Source organism: Actinoalloteichus caeruleus DSM 43889 (assembly GCF_000429185.2).
In the GTDB taxonomy this organism is placed as follows: domain Bacteria; phylum Actinomycetota; class Actinomycetes; order Mycobacteriales; family Pseudonocardiaceae; genus Actinoalloteichus_B; species Actinoalloteichus_B caeruleus.
Genome location: NZ_AUBJ02000001.1, coordinates 1,521,501 through 1,544,797 on the forward strand (window position 1 = coordinate 1,521,501; position 23,297 = coordinate 1,544,797).

14 protein-coding genes and 2 pseudogenes are annotated in these 23,297 nt (G+C 74.0%); 8 read left to right on the plus strand and 8 right to left on the minus strand.

Annotated elements, in window-relative coordinates:
* Positions 1-135 precede the first annotated feature (135 nt).
* The 3 genes from G443_RS05155 to G443_RS05165 all read left to right on the plus strand — a co-directional run bounded on the left by G443_RS05155 (position 136) and on the right by G443_RS05165 (position 3,211).
* Positions 136-1,323 carry a sensor histidine kinase gene (locus tag G443_RS05155; RefSeq protein ID WP_026420265.1) on the plus strand — a complete coding sequence of 396 codons (1,188 nt, stop codon included), beginning with the start codon at positions 136-138 and terminating at the stop codon, positions 1,321-1,323.
* On the plus strand, positions 1,320-1,997 hold the full coding sequence (locus G443_RS05160; protein WP_026420264.1) for a response regulator: 678 nt from the start codon (positions 1,320-1,322) through the stop codon (positions 1,995-1,997). The genes G443_RS05155 and G443_RS05160 overlap by 4 nt, the downstream gene beginning before the upstream one ends.
* Before the next feature lie 449 nt (positions 1,998-2,446).
* Positions 2,447-3,211, plus strand: coding sequence for an alpha/beta fold hydrolase (locus tag G443_RS05165; protein WP_026420262.1), 765 nt, complete (start codon positions 2,447-2,449; stop codon positions 3,209-3,211).
* Between the two features lie 827 nt (positions 3,212-4,038).
* On the opposite strand, the gene G443_RS05170 is transcribed toward G443_RS05165, so the two are convergent.
* Positions 4,039-4,950 carry a helix-turn-helix transcriptional regulator gene (locus G443_RS05170; RefSeq protein WP_026420260.1) on the minus strand — a complete coding sequence of 304 codons (912 nt, stop codon included), beginning with the start codon at positions 4,948-4,950 and terminating at the stop codon, positions 4,039-4,041.
* 224 nt (positions 4,951-5,174) lie between these two features.
* On the opposite strand from G443_RS05170, the gene G443_RS05175 reads away from it, so the two are divergent.
* The 3 genes from G443_RS05175 to G443_RS05185 all read left to right on the plus strand — a co-directional run bounded on the left by G443_RS05175 (position 5,175) and on the right by G443_RS05185 (position 8,035).
* A complete protein-coding gene (locus G443_RS05175; RefSeq protein ID WP_026420259.1) occupies positions 5,175-6,197 on the plus strand; it encodes a zinc-dependent alcohol dehydrogenase family protein in 1,023 nt (340 codons plus the stop codon).
* Positions 6,198-6,904: 707 nt separating this feature from the next.
* Complete coding sequence (locus G443_RS05180; protein ID WP_026420258.1) at positions 6,905-7,690, plus strand: TIGR03084 family metal-binding protein; 786 nt, start codon at positions 6,905-6,907, stop codon at positions 7,688-7,690.
* 123 nt (positions 7,691-7,813) lie between these two features.
* On the plus strand, positions 7,814-8,035 hold the full coding sequence (locus G443_RS05185; RefSeq protein WP_155886248.1) for a hypothetical protein: 222 nt from the start codon (positions 7,814-7,816) through the stop codon (positions 8,033-8,035).
* Between the two features lie 151 nt (positions 8,036-8,186).
* On the opposite strand, the gene G443_RS05190 is transcribed toward G443_RS05185, so the two are convergent.
* From G443_RS05190 to G443_RS05200, 3 genes are all read right to left on the minus strand, one after another.
* Positions 8,187-8,663, minus strand: a complete 477-nt coding sequence (locus G443_RS05190) for a flavin reductase family protein (RefSeq protein ID WP_081715685.1) — start codon at positions 8,661-8,663, stop codon at positions 8,187-8,189.
* A gap of 95 nt (positions 8,664-8,758) precedes the next feature.
* Positions 8,759-9,235, minus strand: a complete 477-nt coding sequence (locus G443_RS05195; RefSeq protein WP_051314292.1) for an acyl-CoA thioesterase — start codon at positions 9,233-9,235, stop codon at positions 8,759-8,761.
* Position 9,236: 1 nt separating this feature from the next.
* The gene (locus G443_RS05200; protein ID WP_026420256.1) at positions 9,237-15,239 is read right to left on the minus strand and encodes a type I polyketide synthase; all 6,003 of its coding nucleotides are present in this window, start codon (positions 15,237-15,239) and stop codon (positions 9,237-9,239) included.
* Positions 15,240-15,825: 586 nt separating this feature from the next.
* Between G443_RS05200 and G443_RS05205 the strand changes: the two genes are divergently transcribed.
* A complete protein-coding gene (locus tag G443_RS05205) occupies positions 15,826-16,797 on the plus strand; it encodes a DUF1702 family protein (protein WP_026420255.1) in 972 nt (323 codons plus the stop codon).
* A 356-nt stretch (positions 16,798-17,153) separates the two neighbouring features.
* On the plus strand, positions 17,154-17,645 hold the full coding sequence (locus G443_RS25340; RefSeq protein WP_308208831.1) for a helix-turn-helix transcriptional regulator: 492 nt from the start codon (positions 17,154-17,156) through the stop codon (positions 17,643-17,645).
* Between the two features lie 142 nt (positions 17,646-17,787).
* On the opposite strand, the gene G443_RS05215 is transcribed toward G443_RS25340, so the two are convergent.
* The 4 genes and pseudogenes from G443_RS05215 to G443_RS25725 all read right to left on the minus strand — a co-directional run bounded on the left by G443_RS05215 (position 17,788) and on the right by G443_RS25725 (position 23,115).
* Positions 17,788-19,158, minus strand: a complete 1,371-nt coding sequence (locus G443_RS05215; protein WP_026420254.1) for a cytochrome P450 — start codon at positions 19,156-19,158, stop codon at positions 17,788-17,790.
* 121 nt (positions 19,159-19,279) lie between these two features.
* A pseudogene (locus G443_RS05220) lies at positions 19,280-20,215 on the minus strand (enediyne biosynthesis protein); the annotation flags it as partial.
* A gap of 5 nt (positions 20,216-20,220) precedes the next feature.
* A complete protein-coding gene (locus G443_RS05225; RefSeq protein WP_026420253.1) occupies positions 20,221-22,185 on the minus strand; it encodes a CRTAC1 family protein in 1,965 nt (654 codons plus the stop codon).
* 4 nt (positions 22,186-22,189) lie between these two features.
* A pseudogene (locus G443_RS25725) lies at positions 22,190-23,115 on the minus strand (DUF1702 family protein).
* Positions 23,116-23,297: the final 182 nt, after the last annotated feature.

Below are 23,297 nucleotides of genomic sequence, written 5' to 3' on the forward strand. Positions count from 1 at the left end.
TCTGACCCGGCCGGCACATCGGCCTCAGGGCTCGAACCGCCTCCGACGGAAGTCGGACGCGGTGCCTCGACCCTGGTCGAGGTCCCTGTCCGCCGGACCCGCCCGGCGACGCGCCGCCGTGGCGATAATGGCGGGGTGATCACGGACGGCGCGCCACGGCTCGGGGGGTGGCAGCAGGCATGGAGACTGGCGGCGGCCCTGGCACTGGGCGTTCCGTTCTGGCTCGCCACCGCCGCTGTGTTGCCACCGGGGTGCGCGGCCGACACGTGTTCCTGGTTCGCCACCGGTGATCCGCTGGTCGCGGTGGGCTGCGTGGTGGCCCTGCTGTGGCGGCGGCGGTTCCCGCTCGCGGTGGCTGTGGTGGTCGCGGCCGCCTCGACGGCGTCGTCGCTGGCCACCGGCACCGCGCTGCTCGCCCTGTGCTCGATCTCCACCCGTCGCCGGCCCGTCGAGATCGGGATCGTCGTCCTGGTCCACATGGCCGCCTCGCAGCTCGCGCTGGGCCTCTACCCCGTCGTCGTGTCCTCGCCCTCGCTGTGGGTGCGGCTCGCCCTTCCGGCTCTGAGCGCCGGTACGGCGGTGGCGGTGGGCCTCGCCATCGGCGCGCGGCGCGTCGAGGTGCGTTCCCTGCGGGACCGGGCGGAGAGCGCGGAGCGGGAGCGGGCCGCCGGAGCGGAGCGGGCCCGGGTTCTGGAACGCAACCGGATCGCCCGCGAGATGCACGACGTGCTCGCGCACCGGATCTCACTGGTCGCCATGCAGGCCGGGGTGTTGGACCACCGTCGCGGTCTGAGCGCCGAGGAGCACCGGGTGTTGGTCCGCGGCATCGCCGACGGTTCCCACCAGGCGTTGGAGGAGCTGCGGGACGTCCTCGGTGTCCTCAGGGCCGACGAGGGGGCCCCGGAGCCGGAGCCACCCTCCCTCGACGGGATCCCCGATCTGGTCGCCGACGCCCGCGCCTCGGGGCTGGACGTCGCGCTGACCCTGTCCGTGGACGGGTCACCACCGGAGGCGGCCGGACGGGGCTGCTACCGGGTGGTCCAGGAGGGGCTGACGAACGCCGCGAAACACGCGCCCGGCGCCTCCGTTCGCGTCACGGTCGGAGGGGCGGTCGGGGACGGGCTGCGCGTGGGTGTGCGCAACGCGTCCCGCACTCGGAGGGTCGCCGCGCCGCCGTCCTCGGGGTTCGGTTTGCTCGGTCTGTCGGAGCGGGTCGCGCTCGCCGGTGGGCGCCTGTCGCACCACCCGACCTCCGACGGCGGGTACCTGCTCACCGCGTGCCTGCCCTGGCCTGGTCCCGACGACGAGAAGAGCGCCGAGTGACGGGTGAACGGGAGCCGGTGCGGGTCGTCGTCGTCGACGACGACCCGCTGGTGCGGATGGCGCTGCGCCTGGTCATCGACGGCGAGCCGGATCTGGCGCTGGTTGGTGAGGCGGCCGACGGGGTCACCGCGATCGCCGTGGTGGAGGAGCGGCGTCCGGACGTCGTGCTGGTCGATGTGCGGATGCCGCGTCGTGACGGGCTCGACACGACCCGGGAATTCCTCACGTGGCCCGTACCGCCCCGGGTGCTGGTGTTGACCACGTTCGACTCGGACGACCTGGTGCTCGGCGCGCTGCGTGCCGGCGCGCACGGGTTCGTCGTCAAGGACACCCCGCCGGCTCGGATCGTGGAGGCGGTGCGGAGCGTGGCACGGGGTGACCCGGTGCTGTCCCCGGCGGCGATGGCGCGGGTGATCGCCGCGGCCACCGGGCCGGGGTCGGCCGATGCGCGCGGCTCGTCCCGCGAGGCGGCGCGTCGACGACTGGCGGTGCTGACCGAGCGGGAGCTGGACACCGCGCGGGCCGTCGCGGACGGGTTGGGGAACTCGGAGATCGCCGCGCGGCTTCACGTGAGCGTGGCGACGGTGAAGGCGCACATCGGCAGCGTGTTCGCGAAGTTGGGTCTGGAGAACCGGGTGCGGGTCGCGCTCCTGGTCCGCGACGCGGAGGGGTGACCTGGTCCGGGTGGGCCGCGTACGTCGCGGGCGCCGGCGGCCGCTCCGGGCGGTGCCGGGTTCCGCGCGCGGCGGGCGGAGGGGGTGTGGTGTCGGGGTGGCCGTCGTGTTCCGGGGTGGGCGGGTGTCGGCGGCGAGGGGTGGTGGAGCGGGTCGCGACCCCACTGAACGGGTGGGTTCGGTGTCCTCGTTCAGTTCCTCCGACGCTGTGGGGGGGGTGGGCGGCGCCAGGAAGGACATGCTCGGCACGACGTTCCGCGACGGGGTCACCACGAGCACGATCCCGGCCGCCCCGGGCACGCCGAGGGTCCTGTCGCCTCGGCCGCCGGGTGGTGGTGTCGAGTCGGCCCGTCCCGTGGTCGTACCGGGTGCCCTCCGCCGGCCACTCGACCACGAAGGGATTGTCAACCTGAGTTGACGATCCCAGGATGTCAATATAGGTTGACACCATGATGACGGACAGACTGGTCGACGTGGGCGGGTACGCGCTCCACGCCCGGGTCCAGGGATCGGGGCCGGCGGTGGTCCTGGACGGCGGCGGAGCCGGTCAGGGACTGGGCACGTGGGGGCCGGTACCGGAAGGTCTCGCCGAGTTCGCCACCGTGGTCACCTACGACCGGGCCGGGGTGGGTCGGTCGGGCGGGACCCAGGCGGGGTCGGTCGTGGACATGGCCGACGACCTGCGTCGACTGCTCCGCGCTCTCGACCTCGACCTGCCGGCGGTGCTCGTGGGCTGGTCGTACGGCGGACTGGTCACCCAGGTGTACGCCGCCCGCCATCCGGAGGACGTGGCCGGGTTGGTCCTCGTCGACCCGACGGCGGCGGGGACGCCCCCGGGGTCCGCCGTGGTGCGGAGTTCGTCCTTCGTCCTCGCGGCATGGCTGCTGCGGGCGAGGGCGGCCCTGGGCGGACGGAACGCGCGGCCCCTGCGCGAACTGGCCGTGACGCTGCGCGGCATGCCGGACGCCATGGCCGAGACCGCGCGGATACGGGAGGAACACGGCTTGCCACCCGTACCGGTCCGCGTGATCACGGCGGGCCGACGGCCCAGGATGCCGCGCGCGCAGCTCGAACACCTGACCGCCGACCACGAGGCGCTGGCCGCGCTGTCCCCACGCGGACGGGTGCTGGTCGCCGAGCACGCGAGCCACCAGGTGCCCCACGACCAGCCGGAGGTGGTCCTCGACGCGGTCGGGGAGGTTCTGCGGGGCTGAGGTCGGCCCGGGTCGTCACGTCCGAGGCCCGAGGCGAGGGCGGCCTTCCCACTGGTCACTCCCACCGGGCGTCCGGTAGTCCCCGTCCGTGGTCGTCGCCACCGCGCGTCCGGCCGGCGGCCTCGGAGCCCGGCGGCGGACTGGACCCGGTGGCCGCCCGCGTGTTCCCCCGCCGCCTCACGGCGCCCGAACAGGCGGGGACGGGCGACGGCGGCTCAGCCGGCCGGGTCGCACCCAACGGTTCCTCCGCGCTGCCCACTCCAGGGCCGGGGCCGCGGGGCACCGGCCGGCCCCGGCGCGTCGCGTCGGAGGACCTCTCCCGACCAGGCTCCCGCCAGCCCACCGATCCGGTGGGCTGGCGGGGTACCGCCGTCACCAGCGCCCGGAGCGGCTGACCGACCGCCGCGAGGGGAGCCCAGGTCGGCGAGCCCGTCGCCGACGGCACCGCGCCGCGGGCGGTGGTGACCTCGCGTCGTTCCCGGCATCGGGACACGCGGTCGAAGGGAGCCGGATCCCACGCCCACTGCACATCCTTCGGGGGCGTCGTGGTGCGCACCCCCGTCATGGATCAGCATCTCTTCCGGGTGGTGCCGCGACACGTGGACCTGCTGCGGGTGCGCGGCAGCGCGTGTCGTGGGCCCCCGTGCTTCCCTGGTCCGCCCCCGCGCTCTGGCCCGCCCCACCGCTGGGCGAGGTCGGGAGCGGGACGCGTGCTCCGCACCTGCCGTCGGACGGGAGCGATCGGGCCTGACCGGTCTCTCGGGCGGCTGACCGCCGCCCCCGGGGTGGCGTCCCCGTCGCGGGGTGGTGGGCGGGCCGCTCCCTCGCTAGGGGGCGACCGGGCCCAGGCCGGTGGCCGCCGGGTCCGAGCGGGTGGCGGCTGGGGAGTGGCTGGTCTCCCAGGACGCCAGGAGCCGGAGCGCGTCCTCCGAGGGCGAGCCGGGTTCGGCGGTGTAGATGGTGAGGGTGAGACCCGGTTCCGCGGCCATCTCCAGGCCCTCGTAGGCGAGGGTGAGGTCACCGACCACGGGGTGGTGGAACGCCTTCGACCCGGTGCCGTGCTGTCGGACGTCGTGCGCCGCCCACCGGGTGCGGAACTCCTCGCTGCGGGTGGAGAGTTCCCCGACCAGGTCGTGCAGTTCCTTGTCGTGCGGATTGCGACCGGCCTCGGTACGGATGATCGCGACGCTGATGTCGGCGAACAGGTCCCAGTCGGGGTAGAAGCGGCGCGCGGCCGGGTCGAGGAACTGGAACCGGGCGAGGTTCGGCGGTTGGGACGGGGACGCGTGGACGTCGGAGTAGAAGGCCCGCGCGAGCTGGTTGGAGGCGAGCAGGTCCAGCCGGCCGTTGCGGACGAAGGCGGGGCCCGCCGTGATGGCGTCCAGCACCCACCGCAGGCTGCGGTGCGGCACCCACTGCCTGCTCCGCCTGCGCCGGGGCCGCGCGAGCGCGCTGGTGCCGTCCGCCGCCCTGGCGAGGTCGAGCAGGTGGGCGCGTTCGGCCTCGTCGAGCTGGAGCGCGCGGGCGAGCGCGTCCAGCACGCTGGCGGACGCGCCGGCCAGCGCACCCCGCTCCAGCTTCGAGTAGTACTCGACGCTCACGCCCGCCAGCGCGGCGACCTCGCCGCGGCGCAGGCCGGGTACCCGCCGGTGCCGGCCGGCGGGCAGTCCGACCTGGTCCGGGCTGATCTTGGCTCGCCGCGAGACGAGGAACTCGCGCACTTCCTGGCGGTTGTCCACGCACACCACGGTAGGTGCTCGCGGCCGGTGCGAGGGGTGCCCTTCTGGTACACCTCTCCGGAGGAACTCCCCGCTCGCCGGGGTCAGTGGTTGCCTGTGCCCCGGACCACGTGACACCTGCCTGGCGACCACGGGGTTTAACCACCGCCTCGATTGGAACGCCTCAGGTGGGCCCCCGGCCACCCCTGGCCGGGGGCCCCGGAGCGACGAAATGGAGACTCATCGTGCGTGGTGTGGTGCTGCGCTCCCCCGGCGACGTCCGGGTGGAGCACCGGGACGACCCGACGATCACGGCGCCGACCGACGCCGTCATCCGGCTGTCCGCGACCTGCGTCTGCGGGTCCGACCTGTGGCCCTACCGAGGGATCGAACCCGTCACCGGCCCGGCCCCGATGGGCCACGAGTACGTCGGCGTCGTCGAGGAGGTCGGCGACGCGGTGCGGACGGTGCGGCCCGGCCAGTTCGTCGTCGGATCGTTCTTCGCGTCCGACAACACCTGTGAGATCTGCCGGGACGGATACCAGAGTTCGTGCGTGCACCGGGTGCCCATGGGCGCGATCGGGTCCCAGGCCGAGCTGCTGCGGGTGCCGCTGGCGGACGGCACGCTCGTGGCGACGCCGGACCTGCCCCCAGCCGACCTGATCCCCGGCTTCCTGGCGGCCTCCGACGTGTTGGGCACCGGCTGGTTCGGCGCGGTCGCGGCGCAGGCCGGGCCGGGGAGGACCGTCGCCGTCGTCGGTGACGGGGCGGTCGGCCTGCTCGGGGTGCTCGCGGCCAGGCAGCTGGGTTCGGAGCGGATCATCGCGATGAGCCGGCACGAGCCCCGCCAGCGGTTGGCCCGCGAGTTCGGGGCCACCGACATCGTGACCGAGCGGGGTGACGAGGGCGTGGCGCGGATCAAGGACCTCACGAACGGGTTGGGGGCGCACTCGGTCATCGAGGCGGTCGGTACGCAGGAGTCGATGATGCAGGCGATCCGCTCGACCCGGCCCGGAGGTCACGTCGGATACGTCGGCGTCTCCCACGGGGTCGAACTACCGGGCGAGGAGCTGTTCTTCTCCCATGTGAACCTGCACGGCGGGCCGGCGCCGGTGCGCCGTTTCCTGCCCGAGCTGATCGACCTGATCTGGAACCGCCGGATCGATCCTGGTCGGGTGTTCGACCTCGAACTACCGCTCGACCAGGCGGCGGAGGGCTACCGGGCGATGGACGAGCGCAGGGCGATCAAGACGCTGCTCACCTTCTGATCCGTGGGAGGTGCCACCGAGCTGGCTCGTCGCGCACGTCGGCGGCGGGCGTCCGACCTGGTCGGCTGACGGACCCGCTGCCGGTGGGCTCGAACGGGTGGGGATGTCGCCGTCGCGGGCCGCGCTGGTCGTGGTCGGCGGGCCGGCAGCGGGGGATGCCCGGGGGTCGAGGCGTCCTCCGACGCCCCGCCAGGACGGTGCGGGGCGGGCGAGTCGCACCGTGCCCGCTCGGCGCCGGTGGGGTGGCGGGCGCGGTCATCGTCGAGGGGCGGGCCGGATCCCGGTGGAGAGCCGGAGTTCGAGCGCGCCTCGAACCGCCCCGGTCGTGCGGCGACCTGTCCCCGGCCAGCGCGGGGCCCCGACAGCGTGAGCACCGGCCGGGGCCAGGCCCCGGCCGACCCGTCCACCGCCCACGCTGTCCCGCGTCGCACCGTTCCCACGACGGCCCCGCGCGTCGCGGGCGGGTAGGCGGCCGGCCACGTCGGACACCGGCCCGCTCCGGCCACGGCCGGTCACGCCGGGTGGCGCCGGCGAGCGCGGCGACGGGCAGCGGACCGTGGGAAGCGCGCACGTCGGAAGAGGACACGGTGGGAGCCGCCGACACATCCTGGGTGCGGGCGCCGACGCCACCACCCACGGCCCACGGGCAGCCGTCCCGGCGCCGCGTCTTCCCAGCAGTGTCCGTCGTGGACGAAAGGACGAAGCGGATGATCGGGCTAGCCGACGCGATCGCCGACCTGACGGCTGAGGCGGAGGAGGTCGACCGGCTCGTCGCCGATCTCGAACCGCCCCGGTGGGCGCTGGACACTCCCGCACCGGGATGGACCATCGCCGACCAGGTCGCCCACCTCACCTTCATCTTCCGGCTCGCGGAGACGGCGGCGGCCGAACCCGAGGCGTTCCGGGCGATGGTCTCGGGGGCGGAGGCGGACTTCGAGGGCGCGGTCAACGCCGCGTTACCCGCGTTCCTGGGGCCGCCCGCCGAGATGCTGCGGCACTGGCGCACGCAGCGGGACCGGACGATCACGGCCCTCGCCGCGGTACCGGCCGATTCGGTGGTGCCCTGGCTGGTCCGCCCCATTCCCCCGTCCGTGCTGGCCTGCGCGGGCCTGATGGAACTGTTCGGGCACGGCCAGGACATCGCCGACGCGCTGGGCGTCCGCCGGGAGGCCACCGACCGGCTGCGCGGGCTGGTCGGTTTCGCCGTGCTCACCCGCGACTTCGGCTACCAGGCCAGGGGTATCGCACCGCCCACCGAGCCCTTCCGCTTCGAGATCAGCGGGCCGTCCGGCGACCTCTGGGCCTTCGGCCCGGAGGACGCCGGGGAACGCGTCACCGGGCCCGCGCGGGACTTCTGCCTGTTGGTCACCCGCCGGCGGCACCACGCGGACCTCGCGGTGCGGGCGTCGGGAGCCGAGGCTCGGCGCTGGGTGGAGATCGCCCAGGCCTACCGGGGCCCCGCCGGTCCTGGCCGGAGGCCGGGGCAGTTCTGAACGGGGGACGTCGTCCGGCCTGGCTCGGTGCGCGTCGGGAACGGCGCCGGGCCGGCTGGACGGCGGCTGAGCGGTGACGGTCCCCACCGGACCGGGCGGCGTGCCCCGTCCCGAGGACGGGCGGTGGCGCATGCGAGGGCGACCGGGGTGCTGGCCGTCGTGGCTTTCGACGCGGGCCGGTCGCGGTGGTCACCGCCCTCGCGGGAGGCCCGGGGCAGCATGGTCACCGCGCAGCGCGTCCCGCTGCTGCTCGGCGGACGCGGCCTGACGCTCGGGCGTCTCGGGTCGCGGTCGCGGCGGGGTGAGGGGCTGGCGAGCCTGGTGGGGTACCCGCACGGTTGGTGAGCGCCAGCGACGGGGCGGGGTGCTTCGGCGTGTCCGCCGGTGGCGGCCCCGTCGGCACTCGGGTGCGGGCCTCACCGACGCCGCACCCCAGGGTGGTCCCGCCGGCGGCATGGGGACCACCCTGGGGCCGTGGTCCCGTTCCCGTGCCCGGTCAGTCCCCGGCGCGGGTGTCACCGGCGGGGAGGGCGCGGTAGCCGCCCCCGAAGAAGGTGAGTGCCCGGTCGCCCCGGCCGCGCCGGGCCGTCACCACCTCGCCGAGGAAGACCGTGTGATCTCCGGCGGTGACGGAGGTCGTCAGCTCGCACTCCAACCAGGCCAGTGCTCCGGCCAGCAGCGGCGCCCCGGTTCGGGGCCCGGGTTCGCAGGCGACGGTGTCGAACTGGGCGGCGCCCCTGGGGCGGTTCCGGTCGGCGAAGTAGCGGGCGGTGTCCTCCTGGTCGGCGGCCAGGACCGAGACCGCGAAACCCGAGGCGGCCGTGATCGCGTCGTGCATCGTGGCGCTTCGGCCCACGCAGCACAGGACGAGCGGGGGGCGGAGGGACACCGAACTGACCGCGTTGGCGGTCATCCCGTGGACCCGTTCCCCGGTGACGGTGAGGACGACCACCCCGGTGGCGAACCAGGACATCGTCTCCCGCAGGGCGGAGGGCTCGACGACGCCCCCCGTCCCGCGTCCGTCGTGCCGCCCGGGGGCGGCGGGCGTTTCGGGCCGGTCCCGCCCGGTCACGGTGTCCCTCGCCGAGGCTCGGGAATGGTCGGGCTGCTGCCGCCACCACCGTAGGAGTACGGGGCGAGCGCGCGGCGGAGCTCCTCGGGGACCCTGGCCGGCGCGGTCGCGGAGTTGGGGCCGCGCATGCAGGCGATGCGTTGCCGGCCCCGGGCGACGAGCACCTCACCGGCCGGCTCCACCAGGACGTAGTCGAAGGTGAACTGGATCTGGGTCTGGGTCAGCTCCTCGAGCCGCATGCGGATCGACAGCTCGGAGAACGCGGTGATCTCGGAGAAGAACTCGCAGTCCACGGTGAGCGTGAACAGCTTGAGGTCCTGGCTGAGCTCGTCCAGGACGCCGGGTGCCCGCTCCCGGAGGAACATCTCCCGGCACCGCCCCTGCCAGCGCAGGTAGTTGACGTAGTACACGTTGCCGACGAGGTTGGTCTCCTCGAAGCCGACGACGTGCCGGATCTCGTAGTAGCCGGTCATGTCACCGCTCCTTCCAGGCGAGTACGGCGAAGACCACCGGGGTGGGGCGGTCGGTCACGGTCGTCATCCAGGTGGCGATCCTGATGTCCCCGGAGGCGAGGACCGCCCAGCCGTCGGGCCGGACGTGGTCCACGGTGAGGTCGACACGGGCCACCCCCGCCTTGCGGGCGCACTCCAACGCGCACCAGACCCTGGTGCTGGCCGCCGACGTCGACTCCCCGGTCTCGGCGCGGAGCAGGTCCCGGACCGGGGTCAGTGCCGGGCCGAGCAGATCAGCCCACTCGGCGTCGGTGCGTTCCACGACGGGTTCGACGTCGCAGCCGGGCCGGGCGGCCGGGCCGGCGACGACGAGGGTGAGTCCCGCTCCGTGCGCGGCGGACAGTTCGGCGCCGTCGACCTCGGGCCTGCCGTCGGGCCGGTGGCGCAGCCGGGCGGGCCGTCCCAGCGCCCGGTCCGCGGCCGCCGCCGTCCCGGCGCGGCGCCGCGCGACCGCGCCGGCCCGGTCGGCCTCGGCGGGCCCGCTCTCCTCGGCTCCCGGGCGGGCGCCGGTGTCCTGGCCGGTGGGGAAGGTCCCCGCCTGGGGTTCGACGACCACCGAACGGCGGCCACCGAGGACCGGTTCCAGGGCGCGTTCGAGCTGGGGCCCGAGCAGGGCGGGCGGCCACGGACCGGCGCCGTCGCGGCGGCGCACCGCGCGCAGGGTGAGCCCGTCCCAGCGCTCCACCAACACACCAGCGGGGTCCCGCAGGCAGATGTCGTAGGTGTGGTCGTCGCCGTCCTGGTGGCGCTCGCGCGCTTCGAGGACGAGGTACTCCGGGGGGTCGTCCACCCGCGCCGCCGACCACAGTCGCTCCACTCCCCGGGGCAGCAGGGTCGCGTCGGGTACGCAGCACTGGAGGGCGTGCATCGCCGCGTCCCGGGTGCCGGGGTCGGCCATCAGCAGCGGGGCTGGGACGAAGTCGCCGAACCAGGCGGTCGAGGCGTCGACGGAGAGCTCGGCCACGACGTGCCGGGCGGCGGCTCGCCGGTAGCGCAGCAGTCGGCGGAACCTGCCCCCCTGGAACAGCAGGTTCCCGTACATCTCGGTGGCGGGGTCGACGGGCACGGCGGTGAGCAGGTGGTCGGTGGGTTCGGTCCCGGGGTCGGGGAGCTCCCGGGTGCGGGGCACCCTCAGCCTGGCCCGGAAGTGGTCGGCGCCGAACCCGGTCTCCTCGCTGCGGAGGACGACGTCGACGGTGCCGTCCTCGACGAGCAGCGCGGCCAGCCGGATGGTGGTGGAGCCGCCGGGGCGCACGACCACGGGGCGGAGGAACTCCACGTCGGTGAGCACCGGTGCGTCGGGCCGTCCGGTGAGGACGGAGGCGACCTGGCTCATCGCCTCCATGCCCATCACGGCGGGGAACAGGAGGTCACCGTCGAGGAGGTGGTCGGCGAGGTAGGGGTCGGCACCCACCGACAGCCGGGCCTCGGTGACCAGTTCGACGCCCTCGTAGTGCACGAGGACGCGTTCGACGAACCGGAGCAGCGGGGGCTCCTGGCGGGGCGTTCCAAGCGTGGGCAGCCCGGCGGTGCGGCCCGCCACCACCAGGGCGGCGGGTCCCTCGGGGTCGGCCAGGATGCCCCGGAGCGCGGCGACGCCCTCCTCGGCGGGGATCGGGGTGATGCCCTCGCGCAGCAGCGACTCGATCACACCGAGGCGTTCTCCCATGCCGGCTCCGGACCAGACCGACCATTCCAGGGCCACCGTCCGCGTGTGGGGGTGGTCCCGGTGGAAGCGGAGGGTCAGCTCGGTCAGCCAGTCGTTGGCGGTCGCGTAGTGCGCCTCGCCGCGCAGGCCGGTGCGGCCGATGATGCTGCCGAAGGTCACCAACAGCCGGAGCCGGTTGGTGTCCACGGAGGACAGCACGGCGCGCAGCCCGTCGATCTTAGGGGCGAGGGTGCGTCGGAAGTGCCCCTCGGTGAGGCCGGTGAGGGCGGTGGGTTCGTTGCGGCCGGCGCCGTGCAGGACGGCGGTCACGGGCCCGAACTCGGCTTCGGCCCGGGCGATCGCCGCGGCGACCTGGTCGGGTCGGGTGACGTCGGCGCGCTCGTACCGGTAGCGGACTCCCTCCACCCCCAGGCGTTCGAGGTTCGCGGCCAGTTCGGGGTCCTCGCCCGGGTCGGAGCGGCCGAGGAGGAGGGCGGCCGCGCCGGTGTCGCGGGTGATCGCCAACGCGCACTCCGCCGTGATCCCCTTGCCACCGCCGGTGACGACCAGCACGTCGGTGGCGTCCAGTGGTGCGGTCGTGGTCGCGGTGGGGGCGGTGGGGACGCGGGCGGTGAGGACGGGGACGGTGCGCACACCGTGGGCGTCGTAGCGGACCTCGGTGTAGGCGGTCGTCGCGGCGACCTCGCCGACGACGCGGTCCACCGTCCGGGCCAGGTCGTGCGGGTCGTCGGGTTCGACGTCGGGCAGCTCCACGACGGTGGTGGGAGTCCGAGCCTCGAGGTGGACGGTCTTGGCCAGGCCCGACGCTCCCAGGTCGCGCTGCACCACGACGAATCGGGTGCCGGGCGCGGCGGTCGCGGCGGCGCGCCCGGCCGCCAGGATGCGGCCCACCTGGTCCTCGCCGCCCTCGCCGGGGAGGGCCAGCAGGACGCCGTCGCCCAGCCCGGCGGCAGACAGGGCGGCGCGCAGCGGCTCGGCGAGGCGGTGGCCGGGCGGGGCGTGCACCGCCCAGTTCGTGGCGGTGGGAGCGGCGGGTGGGGCGGGCGCCGCCGGTCTCGGTTCAGGGACGTGCCGCAGCGCGAAGGCGCGCACCCAGGGGCCGACGCCGGCGGCTTCCCCCGTCTGGTGGTCGTCGTCGCGGCTGGTGGCCGCCAGGTCGTCGATGAGGTCGGCCAGTTCCCCGAGTCGGACGGTGGCGAAGTTGGGGGTGGCGGCCAGCGGTGGGCGCCGCAGTTCCCGGACGGCCTCGTTCACGATCTGCCCGACCGTGATCGAGCTGAGGTGCAGGTCGTCCAGCGGGTGGGTGGCCGCGTCGATCGTGTCCGGGGGCAGTTCGGCTCGGTCGGCGGCCAGCCGGCGCAGGACCTCCAGGGTGGGGGCGTCCGCCTGGCTGGGGACGTCCGCCGGGGTCGCCTTCGACGCGGTGGTGGTGGGGGCGGGTTCCGGCGCCACGGCTGGTGGGGGCCCGCCCGGTGACGGGGTGGCCGTCGTGCCGACCAGGCCGGTGTCGAGGTCGGGGGCGGTCTCGCAGGGGTTGGCCAGGAACGTCATCGACCCGTCGCGCGGTATCGGCCGGATGACCCGGTCCTCGAACAGGGCGGCCGCGCGCACGTCGACGCCCAGCGCGAAGGCGGCGGCGACCACGGAGAGCAGCGGGGCCAGGGAGGGGCTGTCGGTGTCGACGGCGAGCGCGGGGACCTCGGGGGCGATGTCGCCCAGCAGCCGGGTCAGCACCCGACCCGGGCCGACCTCGACGACCAGGTCCGCGCCCTGGGCGGCGGTGGCGGCCGCGCGGTCGAAGCGGACGGGGTGGGTGATCTGGTCCCGCAGCAGGTCACGCGGGTCGACGTCGCGGTCCAGTTCCTCGCCCGTCACGGAGGAGATGACGCGTCGGTGTGGTGGTGCGAAGTCGACGGTGGCGAGGTGGTCGGTCATGGCCTCGGCGGCGGGCGCGACCAGTGGGGAGTGGAAGGCGTGGGACACGGCGAGGCGGGTGGCGTCGATCCCGGCGGCGCGGGCGGCGTCGCACACCCGGTCCACGGCCGGGGCCGGCCCGGAGATGACGGTCTGCCGGGGACCGTTGTAGCCGGCGATCACCACGTCCCTGGCCTCGGCAGCCGCGTCCGGGTCGGTCGCCTCGTCCGTGGCGAGTCGGATGAGGCGACCGACCTCGGCGGGGCCGGCGGTGAGTCCGGCCATCCCGCCGCCGCCTCGGCTGGCGGCGGCCATCACCCGGCCCCGTGCCGAGGCCAGCGCGCTGACCTGGTGGTCGTCGAGCGCCCCGGCCCAGTGCAGCGCGGTCAGCTCGCCGAGGCTGTGCCCCACGGCGGTGTCGGCGTCGACGCCGAGCGCCCGGAGCACGGTGAGTGCGGCGAGCGAGCCGGCGACGATGCGGGGTTGGGCGTTCTCGGTGGCCGTCGCGTCCAGCTCCCCGGCGTCGCCCGCGCGTTCCCGCGCCGTCTCGAACGGGGTCCGGGCGGCGGGGAAGCGGCGGCGCAGCGCTCCGGCGGCCGCCCGGCCCGATCCCTGGCCGGGGAACAGGTACACGATGTGCGGGGTGTCGCCCCGGTCGGCCAGGAACACCCCCTCCGCCGGTGACAGGAAGGGCACCTCGTCCCCGTCCAGCGCGGTGAGCAGGCGTTCCAGCCGACGGGCCGCCTCCTCCGGGGTGCCGGCGACGATCGCGGCCCGGGTTGGCCGGCCGGCGAGTTCGTCGGCCAGGACCGCGGCGAGGTCGGCCAGCTCGGCGTAGGCGAGCCGGTGGACGATCGTCACCAGCTCCGCGACCCGGGACCGCAACGAGGCCCGGTCCTCGGCGTCGAGCAGCAGCAGTTCGGCGTCCTGCCGGGAGGCCACGGCGGAACGGGTGCGGTCGTCGAGGGTGTGGCGTCGGGTGACTCCCGGGGGCTGGTCGACGGCGATGTGGGTGTTGATGCCGCCGAAGCCCATCGCGGAGACCCCGGTGCGGACGGGCTGGTCGACCGGCCAGGGCTCCGCCTGGTCGGGGACGTAGACGGCGGCGTCGGGGGCGCGGAGGCCCGGGTGCGGTGTGTGGTGGCCGGTGGCGGGCGGGATGACCTGGTGGTGCACCGCGAGGACGGCCTTGATGAGACCGGCGACCCCGGCGGCGGCCTTGGTGTGCCCGATGTTGGCCTTGACGCTGCTCAGCGCCGCGGGTCTCGCCTCGGGGGCGGCCTCCCGCCGCGCCGAGGACAGCGCGTCGATCTCGGTGGCGTCGCCCAACGCGGTGCCGGTCCCGTGCCCCTCGAAGTAGGAGACGGTTCCGAGGCCGTAGCCGGCGCGGTCGTAGGCCCGGGTGAGGGCCCGCCGGTGTCCGGTGGCCTCGGGGCGGGTGATGCCGCCCCGCCCGTCGGAGGAGATCCCCCACCCGGCGAGGGTGGCGTAGATCCGCCGGCCCTCGGCCAGCGCGTCGGCCTCCCGCATGAGGACGAGGAGACCGCAGCCCTCCCCCGGCCAGAACCCGTTGGAGTCGCGGTCGTAGACCTTCATCTCCGAGGTGGCCAGCGCCCCGGTCTTGGCGAATCCGATCACCTCGAACGGGTCGATGGACAGGTCGACGCCGCCGGCGAGGGCCACGTCGAGGTCGCCCTCGGCCAGTGCGGTGGCGGCGGTGGCCACCGACAGCAGGGAGGACGAGCAGGCGCCGTCGACGGTGTAGCCGCCGCCGCCGAGGTCGAAGTGGTTGCAGATCCGGCCGGCGATGGTGTTGGAGAGGCCGCCGGCGAGGGAGTCCTCGTCGACCGGGGGGAAGGGGGCCTTGTACCGGGGTTCGAGGTCGAGCAGGAACCGGGAGATCTCCTGGTCGTCCCAGCCCCGGTCGGTGAGGGCGGCGGCGAGGGTGCGCCGGACGTAGGGCCAGCGCAGCCGCATCATGCCGGCGCGGGTGAACTCCCCGGTGAGGCTGTTGCCGATCACCACCCCGGTGGTGGCGGAGGGCAGTCCGGCGCCGTCGGGGTATCCGGCGTCACGGAGGGCGTGGGTGGCGACGTCCAGCGCCAACCAGTGGGTGAGGTCGGTGACCCGGTAGGTGCTGCCGGCGACCTTGTGGGCGACCCGGTCGAACTCGAAGTCGCGGAGGACCGCGGCCTTGGTGGCGTAGAAGCGGTCCGGTGCCGCCGGGTCCGGTGACCAGTAGTCCGCGCGGTTCATGCGTTCGTCCGGCAGCGGGCGGAAGGCCCGCCGGCCGGCGAGTACGTTCGCCCACAGGTCGTCCGGGGATTCGGCGTCCGGGTAGCGGAGGCCTATTCCGACGACTGCGATTCGCGCGCTGTTCATACACCCCACCGTCTCTGGATTCTCGGGCGACGGACTTCTCGCCGTGGTGGCGGGTCCGCCGTCGACCGCCGCCGGGCCGGTTCCGCGTGCCCGTGCACCCGACGTGCTCGCGCTGTCTCGCTCGTTGGAAATGGACAGCGGTGGTCATCCGGTTCGGGGCGGTGGTATTCGCACCCGTTCCGAGCCGATCGTCCGTCACGACCGTGTTCGGTGTCTTCTCTGACGGTGCGCGGTGTTCCTCGGTGGTTTCGGTCGCGGGTCGTCCGCCGGTTTTCCTCGGCCGTGGGGAACGCGGAATCGGGGGTGCTGGCGGAATGGTGCGCGGGGTGTGGCGGTTCCGGGGTGGCGGGATCGCGGAGCCGGTGCGGCGGGTGGGGCGCAGGTTGGGAGAGGACACGGGCGGGGCGCGAGGTGCAGGCTGGTCGGGGTCGGCGGAGCGGGGCCAGCGGCCCAACGCCGCTCCGCCGCCGGGTGCCCCACGCGGCGGGTGGGGCGTGTCCGCCCGCCCGTGGTCCACCGTCCACCGTCCACCGTCGAGTCCGACCGCGCGGCGTCGCGTCGCCGGGTCCGCTAGGGGGTTGTCACGATGCCGACGTTCCTGGGCTCACTGCGTCGCCTGGTACTGGCGCCGTCGCTGGCCGATGTCTCCTTCGACGGCCGGGGTTTCCCCGGTCCACGCACGCCGGACACCCCCGCTCTGGAGGCGATCCCCCAGGCGGTGGTGTGCGGGTTCGAGTGGGGGATCGACGCGCGCGGCGTGGGGGAGGTGGAACGTCGTCTGCGGCTGGTGGAGCCGGCGATGCGCGGGTTCGCGGTGGAGGGCGCCACGATGGCGTTCACCGTGCTGGACGCGATGAGCGGTGGTGTCCGCACCCGGGACCTGTTGCGCGGTGAGGGGGCGCCGCACCTGTTCCTCGCCTACATCGGCATCGGGTTCGCGATGGCCCGCCTGCCGCGCGTCCTGTGGCGGCGGGTGCTCCCGGACCTGGCGGGCACCTCCCCGTACCACCCCACGATGAGCTGGTTGGCCGTCGACGGGTACGGCTTCGACCTGGCCTACTTCCGGACCCGCCACTGGGTGGGGGGTCAACGGGTGCCCGCCGCCTACGCATGGCAGGGCGACTCCGGGTACTTCCCCCGGGCCGCCGACCAGGGTGTCGGTCGGGCGTTGTGGTTCGTCCACGGTGCCCGGGTCGACGATGTCGCGGACGCGGTGGAGCGGTTCCCCGAGCGGCGGCGCGGCGACCTGTGGTCGGGCGTCGGCCTGGCGGCGGCCTTCGCGGGCGGGGGGACGGCGGAGGCGACCTCGGCGTTGCGGCGCCGTGCGGGCGCGTACCGCGCCGAGCTGGGACTGGGCGCGGTGTTCGCGGCGTCGGCGCGGAACCTCGCCGACCACGTGCCCGAGCACACCGCCCGGGTCGTCGAGGGCCTGGCGGGGTTGACGGTTCCCGAGGCGGTGCGCTTGGCGGAGTCGACGGCGACCCACACCTCGGACGGGGACGTGCCGCCGTACGAGGTGTGGCGGGGGCGGATCCGGCACGCGCTGGGCGGTTCGTGAGCCCTCCGGCGTCGGTCCGCCGCGTCGACCGGGGTGGGGTGGGGTGCCGGGGAGTGGGCGGGCGAGGGTTGCCCACCGCCCGGCGTCTCCCGCCTTTCCGGGGCGGGGAATATCGGTTGCTCCTGCCAGCGCGGCGCTGGTAGCGTCGAATTCACGTGCCGCGAAGGGAGTTTCACGGCGGTGGCCTCCTGAGCTGGCAGCGTCGAGACCTGTCGTCGTTTCCTGACCCACCGCCTCCACGGAGGCGAACCACCGTGCCACGCGTCGAATTCCCTTCGGACACCACCTGCCCGGTTTCCGGCGGCCCTGGGATCGGTCGCGCGTCGAATTCCGGTGGGAGCACCACCGGCCGCGCGGTGGGCGGCATTGACCAAGCGGTGTGGCAGGCGATCGATCGCATCCTGGACAACGTGGGCGAGATGGTGACCGTCGAGGACCTGGCCCGCGCCGCCAGGTACAGCAAGTTCCATTTCTCGCGCGCTTTCCAACGGGTCACCGGGATCTCGCCGGGCCGTTTTCTCGCCGCGGTCCGAATCCAGGAGGCGAAACGACTTCTGGGCACGACGTCGTTGTCGGTCGCCGAGATCAGCCACCGCGTCGGCTATGCCAGTGTGGGAGCTTTCGGGTCGAGGTTCGCCAGCACGGTCGGGGTGTCCCCCACGACCTTCCGGCGGATGGTGGGCCGGGTGTCCCACCGCACGGGCGCTGGCGTGTCCCGCGCGGTGGCGTCCGCTGCCCCGCCCCGGGTCGGGCCACGCGTGGAGCGTCGGCGGGCCGAGGAGCGGGTGGGCCGGGAGGGCCGGCGGTCCCGGGGGAAGGATCTGTCGATCCCGCGACCGGGGTCGTGAGGGGCGCGGGTGGCTGGCGCACCCGGCCGGGCGGCGCGGCGCCGGCCCGCCCGGTTCGGGCGGTGGCCCGAGGTGGCGCGACTGGCGGCGGGTCCCGGCCCGGCCGAGGACGCCCCGGCCGGGCCTGGCCGGGGCGTTGGGGTCACTCGGCTCGGTGCACCGTCATCGCCAGGCCACCGCGCACCCGCAACGACAGCATCGGTTCGGGGACGACCGCCCGTCCCGGGACCCCGGTGAGCCGCAGCTCCCGCATGAGCACGGCGAGGACGAAGACCGCCTCGAGCATGCCGAGGTTGCTGCCCACGCAGAAGCGGGGTCCCGCGCCGAAGGGCAGGTAGGCGTACCGCGGGCGGCCCTCCAGCTGGTCGGGGGCGAACCGTTCCGGGTCGAAGCGGTCCGGGTCCGGCCACCACGCGGGGTGCCGGTGCAGGGTGTACGGGCAGATGAGCACGTCGGCCCCCGCGGGCACGTGGTATCCCCCGACCTCGTCGTCCTCCTGGGCGATCCGGGGCAGGATCCACACCGGCGGGTAGAGGCGCATGGCCTCCTTGACGACCATCTGGGTGTAGGTGAGGCGGGTCAGGTCCTCGTGCCGGGGTGCCCGGTCGCCGAGCACCGCCCGGGCCTCCGCCCGCAGCCGCTCCGCGACCGGGGGGTGCCGGTCGATCAGGTGCAGGCTCCAGCCCAGCGTGCTCGCGGTCGTCTCGTGGCCGGCCAACAGCAGGGTGACGAGTTCGTCCCGCATCCGGGTCGCGCCGACCCGGGGATCGGGTTCGCGCCGGGTCGACTCGATGAGCCGGCTCAGGACGTCGTCGTCGGGGACCCCCTGGCGTCGGGGGCCTCGGGCGTCGCGGTCGGCGACCAGGCGGTCGACGATCCGCCGCAGCTCGGCGCGGGCGCGCCGGAACCGCTGTTGCCTGGGCAGCGGCGCCCACGTCGGCACGGTGCCCATCGTGACCATCTCGAACATCGCCTGGTCCTGGACGGCTTCGAAGGCGTGTCCCACCGTGTCGAAGGCGTTGAGGTCGACGTCGAGCAGGGTGCGACCGAGCACCCCGAGGGTCATGGTGTTCAGCTCGGCGACGAGGTCCACCGCCGGGCCGCCGACGCGGGCGCGGAGCCGGTCGACGAGGGTGGTGGCCTCCTCGGCCACCACCGGTGCCAGCCCGGTGATGCGGCGTTGCTGGAAGACGGGTTGGATCGTCCTGCGCTGGGTGCGCCACAGCTCGCCCTCGCTGGTGAGCAGGCCGTCACCCAGGGCGCGGCGGGCCTGCACGAGACCGATGCCCTTGTGGTAGTTGCCGGCATTGTCGGCCAGGACGTGCTTGGCGTGGTCGGGGTGGTTGAAGAAGTACAGGGCCTTGGGGCCGATCGCCAGGCGGGAGGCGTCCCCGAAGCGGGCCGCCGCCGTGGACATCAGTCCGAGGCGGTCGGCGGCCAGCTTCCGGAGCATCGAGGGCGTCTCCCACCGGGACGGCCCGGGCGGCGTGCGCCGCCCGTGGTCGGTGGTCATCCTCGGCGCACCTCACTCGCCGTCCCGGGCGGCCCGTCGGCGCTGGGGGCCGCGCCCTCGGTGGAGGGCCCGGTGCCCTCCTGGCGCTCGGCGGGGGCGGGTGCCGCGCCCCCGCGGGTTCGGCGGGTGTCGCCGCCCGGCGGGACGCCTCGAACTGGGCGCGGGACCGTTCGCTGTGGTGCAGGCCCCACAGGAAGGCCCCGCGCACCAGGCACACGATGGCGGTGGCGAAGAAGATCCCGTAGGCGATGTGCATGGCGGTCAGGACGCCGTAGGCCGCGGCGACGCCACCGCCGAAGGCGACCTGCGCCCAGGGCCGCGACGGGGTCGTGCCCGGGTCGGTGATCATGTAGTTGGTGAACAGGATGAACGCGACGCCGGTCATCGTCGCGAGCCCGCCGGGGATCGAGGTGCCCTCCAGCAGGCCCCGGATCACGGCCTGGAGCGCGAACCCGCCGACCCAGCCGGCGATCAACCACATCCGCCCGGTCAGCTTCGCGTTGATCATGGTCCCGCCGAGGACGATCAACGCGGGGATGAGCCAGTCCACCCATCCGGTGACGTGTTCGGTGAAGTGGTAGGGCGGCGCGATGCTGGCCCAGGGGAACAGCAACAGGATCACGGTGATCCCGAAGTTGGACGGGTTCATGTAGTGGCGGAGCCTGCCCCGGACCGGCGCCCGCAACACCCACTTGGTGCCCACGGCGACCAGGACGCCGAACATCATCACGAAGACCTGGTCGTTGACGTAGATGAGCATGTTCAGGGCCAGGCTGGTGATGTGCGCCGGGTAGAGGAACTCCACCACGCCCCGGACCCCGCCGCCGAGGTACCGGGGTGCCCGGCCCTCGGAGTGCGCGGCGATGCGTTCCAGCACGAGTTCCACGGTGTAGCCGGTGGCCAGCGCGATGAACGGCCACAGCCAGGGTTGTTCGAAACCGAGCACGGTGTAGCCGAGGATGTTGAAGACCGTGATCGAGATGGCGAACCGGCGCAGCGCCGTGGTGACCTTGTTGTCGTGACGCGGCGGGGCCGCTGTCGTCGTCTTCTCCGCCATGTCCCTCAGTCCTCCCGCACGGTGGCGCCGAGCCGCAGCGTGTGCTGGCCGGTGTCGAGTCGCAGCTGCTCTTCCCGGACCGTGCCGCCCCGGTCGCGCCAGGCGATCTCGACGTCGAGCGGGGACGCGACGCCGTGGCCCAGTCCGATGTGCACCTCGTGGCTGCGTTTGCCGGCGTGGCCGCTGCCGCCGTCGACCCGCGACACGAACCGGCGCCCGTCGGCCCTGGTGACGGTCACCTGGGCACCGACCACGGGCGAGCCGGGCGCGGCGAGCTCGCCGGGGGCCGGTTCCTCGTCGTGGACCAGCCGCAGGTTCAGGTAGTCGCCCGGGTTCGGGGCGGTGTTGCGGTAGAACAGCGGTTCGTCCCACTGCCGGGCGATGGCGAAGTCGAGCGTGCCGTCGCCGTTGGAGTCGCCGGTGGCGATCCCCCGGGTCGGAACGGGCACGGCGAGCCCGAGTTCCCGGGAGAGATCGACGTAGCGGCCGTGGTCGCCCTTGGCGAAGAAGGCCATGTGCTGGTCGCCGCCGATGTCGTCGCCCTCGCTGATCCTCGGCCAGGCCTTCGGGTTGCTGAGCAGGGTGTCGTTGGCCGCGGCCAGTTCCTGGAGCTGCGGCCAGCGGTTGGTCTTGCCCTTCACGAATCCGGTGGCCTGGGCGACCACGAGATCGCCGCTGTTGTTGAAGTCGGCCATCTTGGCGTCCCACCCCCAACCCGACCAGGCGAGGTGGAGCTGCGCGCTGCGGTCGGTCCAGGGCGCGTTCCCCTCCTGGAGCCGTTCTCGCACCTCGTCCTTGTCCTCGGCGTCGCTGATGAACGCGAAGTGGCTTTCCTGGATGCCGAAGGAGGTGGTGATGTTGCTGACGAACATGTCGTACATGCCGTCGCCGTCGAGGTCCCCGAAGTCGACGCCCATGCCCTTGAACGAGTCCATGCCGATGACCTTGGACTTGGGGATCATCGCCTTGCGGTCGCCCTCGACGACGCTGAACCTGATCTCCCCGGGCACCGACCGGTTGTGGAGCAGGCGGTCGGGGCCGAAGTCGTTGCCGACGTAGAGTTCCGGCAGCAGGTCCCCGTCCATGTCGTTGGCGCCGGAGGCCAACGCCCAGCCGGTGCGGGCGTCGTCGTCGGGCACCACGTCGCTGACCAGCTCGAAGGTGACGGAGTGCTCGTCCTCGTCGGTCAGCCCGGTCCACCGCAGGAAGTAGTCCTCGCCTCCGTTGAACGCCCGGGACATCGAGTAGTTCATCTCCACTCCCCCGCTGACGGAGTCGTCGAGGACCGGGCCGTGGGGGAAGTAGTTGCCGACGAAGATGTCGAGGTGGCCGTCTCCGTCGAAGTCGTCCACGGCGACGGTGTTGGTGTTCCACTGCGGACCGTCGTACTCGCCGCCGGTGGCACCGGGGACCACCTCGGTGGCCCGGTAGGTCTCCGGGCCGAACGACGAGGCGCCGGGGTCGGCCAGGTACAGGATCGGCGTCCGCCCCCAGTAGTAGACGAGCAGGTCGAGCCGTCCGTCCTCGTCGAAGTCCCCTGGCACGCAGCCCATCGGGGCCATCACGTCGTTCATCGGGAGGTCGCCGGGGTCCAGGACGAAGGCGTCGTAGCGGTCCGACCCCTCGCCCGGTGTCGGGGTCACCACGACCTCGTCGAACCGGGGGTCGGTCAGGCACAGGTCGTTCGCCAGGCCGTCGCCGTCGAGGTCGTTCATGGCGATGGAGGCGCCCACCGAGGAGATCCAGGCGTCGATGTGGCTGTAGTCCTGGTTGACCGAGCGGATCGTCCGTCGCGGGAGCCCGCTGGGCAACTCGATGGACATCGGCTCGAACCCGTACTCGGCGGCCATCGCCTCGACCTCCTCCGCGGAGGAGGTGGGCAGTCGCACGGCGAGGAACGTACCGGCGATGAGCACCACGGCGGTCACGCCGGCGAGCTGCCTGCGTATCCAGCCAGCTGTCGTGAACATGTCGTCAGGACCTCCCATGAGAGACGAACTCGTCGGCGATGCGGCGTCGCCAGACCTCGAAGGCGGGCACGCCCCCGGGCCCCGTGGCCGTGGGGTCGGGACGTGCGGAACGGGACACCAGGGCGGCGGCCTCGGCATCGAGCCCGCAGAACACGTGGGTGGCGACCGAGGTGTGGGGCACGACGAGCCCGGCGCGCACGCGGGCCTCCGCCGCGAAGGACGAGCCCTGCGCGACGTCCGGGCGGTGCGGCCCGGCCCGGTCGGCGAGCCGGCGGAGCTCGTCCTCGTCCGCCCCGCCGAGGTAGGTGGCGGCCAGCCCCACCCCGCTGTACAGGTCCCCCGCCGGCTGGCCGGGTAGGTGTCGACCAGGTCCGCGGCCCGTTGGGCCTCGGTTCCGGCGACGAACCACAGGGCCCGGCCGATGCCCTGGTCGATGGCCCGCTGGGCGTAGTCGGAGTCGAAGGGGGCGGGTAGCACCGGTTCGAGGTACCGCTCGGCCACGTAGCGGCGGGTGTGGAAGTAGGCCTGGTGGAAGCCGTAGCCGTCCAGCGCCAGCCACCGCAGGAGCGGGTCGGGCAGGTGCAACCTCGACCACCGGAAGCGGGGGACGCGGGCCATCGCCCACCCCACCCCGATGTAGGCCATGTAGACGTGGGCGTCGCCCCGCCCGGCGAGGAGGTCGAGGACGCGGCGGCCACTGGTGAGCGGCAGGGCGTCCAGGACCGCGCACCCCATCGCGGCTCCCTCGTACCCGAATCCCCGGAAGGAGCGGGGCAGTCCTTCCAACCGGTCCTCGGCGTCGCTCACCGCCCGGGCCTCGGCCGCGTAGGAGTACGCGGTGAGGAAGGTGCGGCCGACGGTTTCGATCAGGTCCCTGGCCTCCGTGCTCTTCTCGTGGAATCCGCGCGTCGACACCTCGGTCGCCGCCATTCCCGGAGTCAGCACGAGACTCCTGATCCTTCGGATGAGCCGAACCACCGCACTTCCCTTCCACGAATTCCACGGATCGGGCGGTGAACCTGGCGCCCGGAGAAGACCATCACAGACGGCACCAGGCCGAACCACTCCTCACGTGCGGAAACGTCAGGCGTTCTGGCCTTCGCCCTTCGCGG

What these genes read in the sequence shown, in the direction of transcription:
- G443_RS05165 (WP_026420262.1), top strand. Translation starts at nt 2,447, where the DNA reads ATGATGACGGACAGACTGGTCGACGTGGGCGGGTACGCGCTCCACGCC.
- G443_RS05180 (WP_026420258.1), top strand. Translation starts at nt 6,905, where the DNA reads ATGATCGGGCTAGCCGACGCGATCGCCGACCTGACGGCTGAGGCGGAG.
- G443_RS05190 (WP_081715685.1), bottom strand. Translation starts at nt 8,663, where the DNA reads ATGTCCTGGTTCGCCACCGGGGTGGTCGTCCTCACCGTCACCGGGGAA.
- G443_RS05195 (WP_051314292.1), bottom strand. Translation starts at nt 9,235, where the DNA reads ATGACCGGCTACTACGAGATCCGGCACGTCGTCGGCTTCGAGGAGACC.
- G443_RS05200 (WP_026420256.1), bottom strand. Translation starts at nt 15,239, where the DNA reads ATGAACAGCGCGCGAATCGCAGTCGTCGGAATAGGCCTCCGCTACCCG.
- G443_RS05205 (WP_026420255.1), top strand. Translation starts at nt 15,826, where the DNA reads ATGCCGACGTTCCTGGGCTCACTGCGTCGCCTGGTACTGGCGCCGTCG.
- G443_RS05215 (WP_026420254.1), bottom strand. Translation starts at nt 19,158, where the DNA reads ATGACCACCGACCACGGGCGGCGCACGCCGCCCGGGCCGTCCCGGTGG.
- G443_RS05225 (WP_026420253.1), bottom strand. Translation starts at nt 22,185, where the DNA reads ATGTTCACGACAGCTGGCTGGATACGCAGGCAGCTCGCCGGCGTGACC.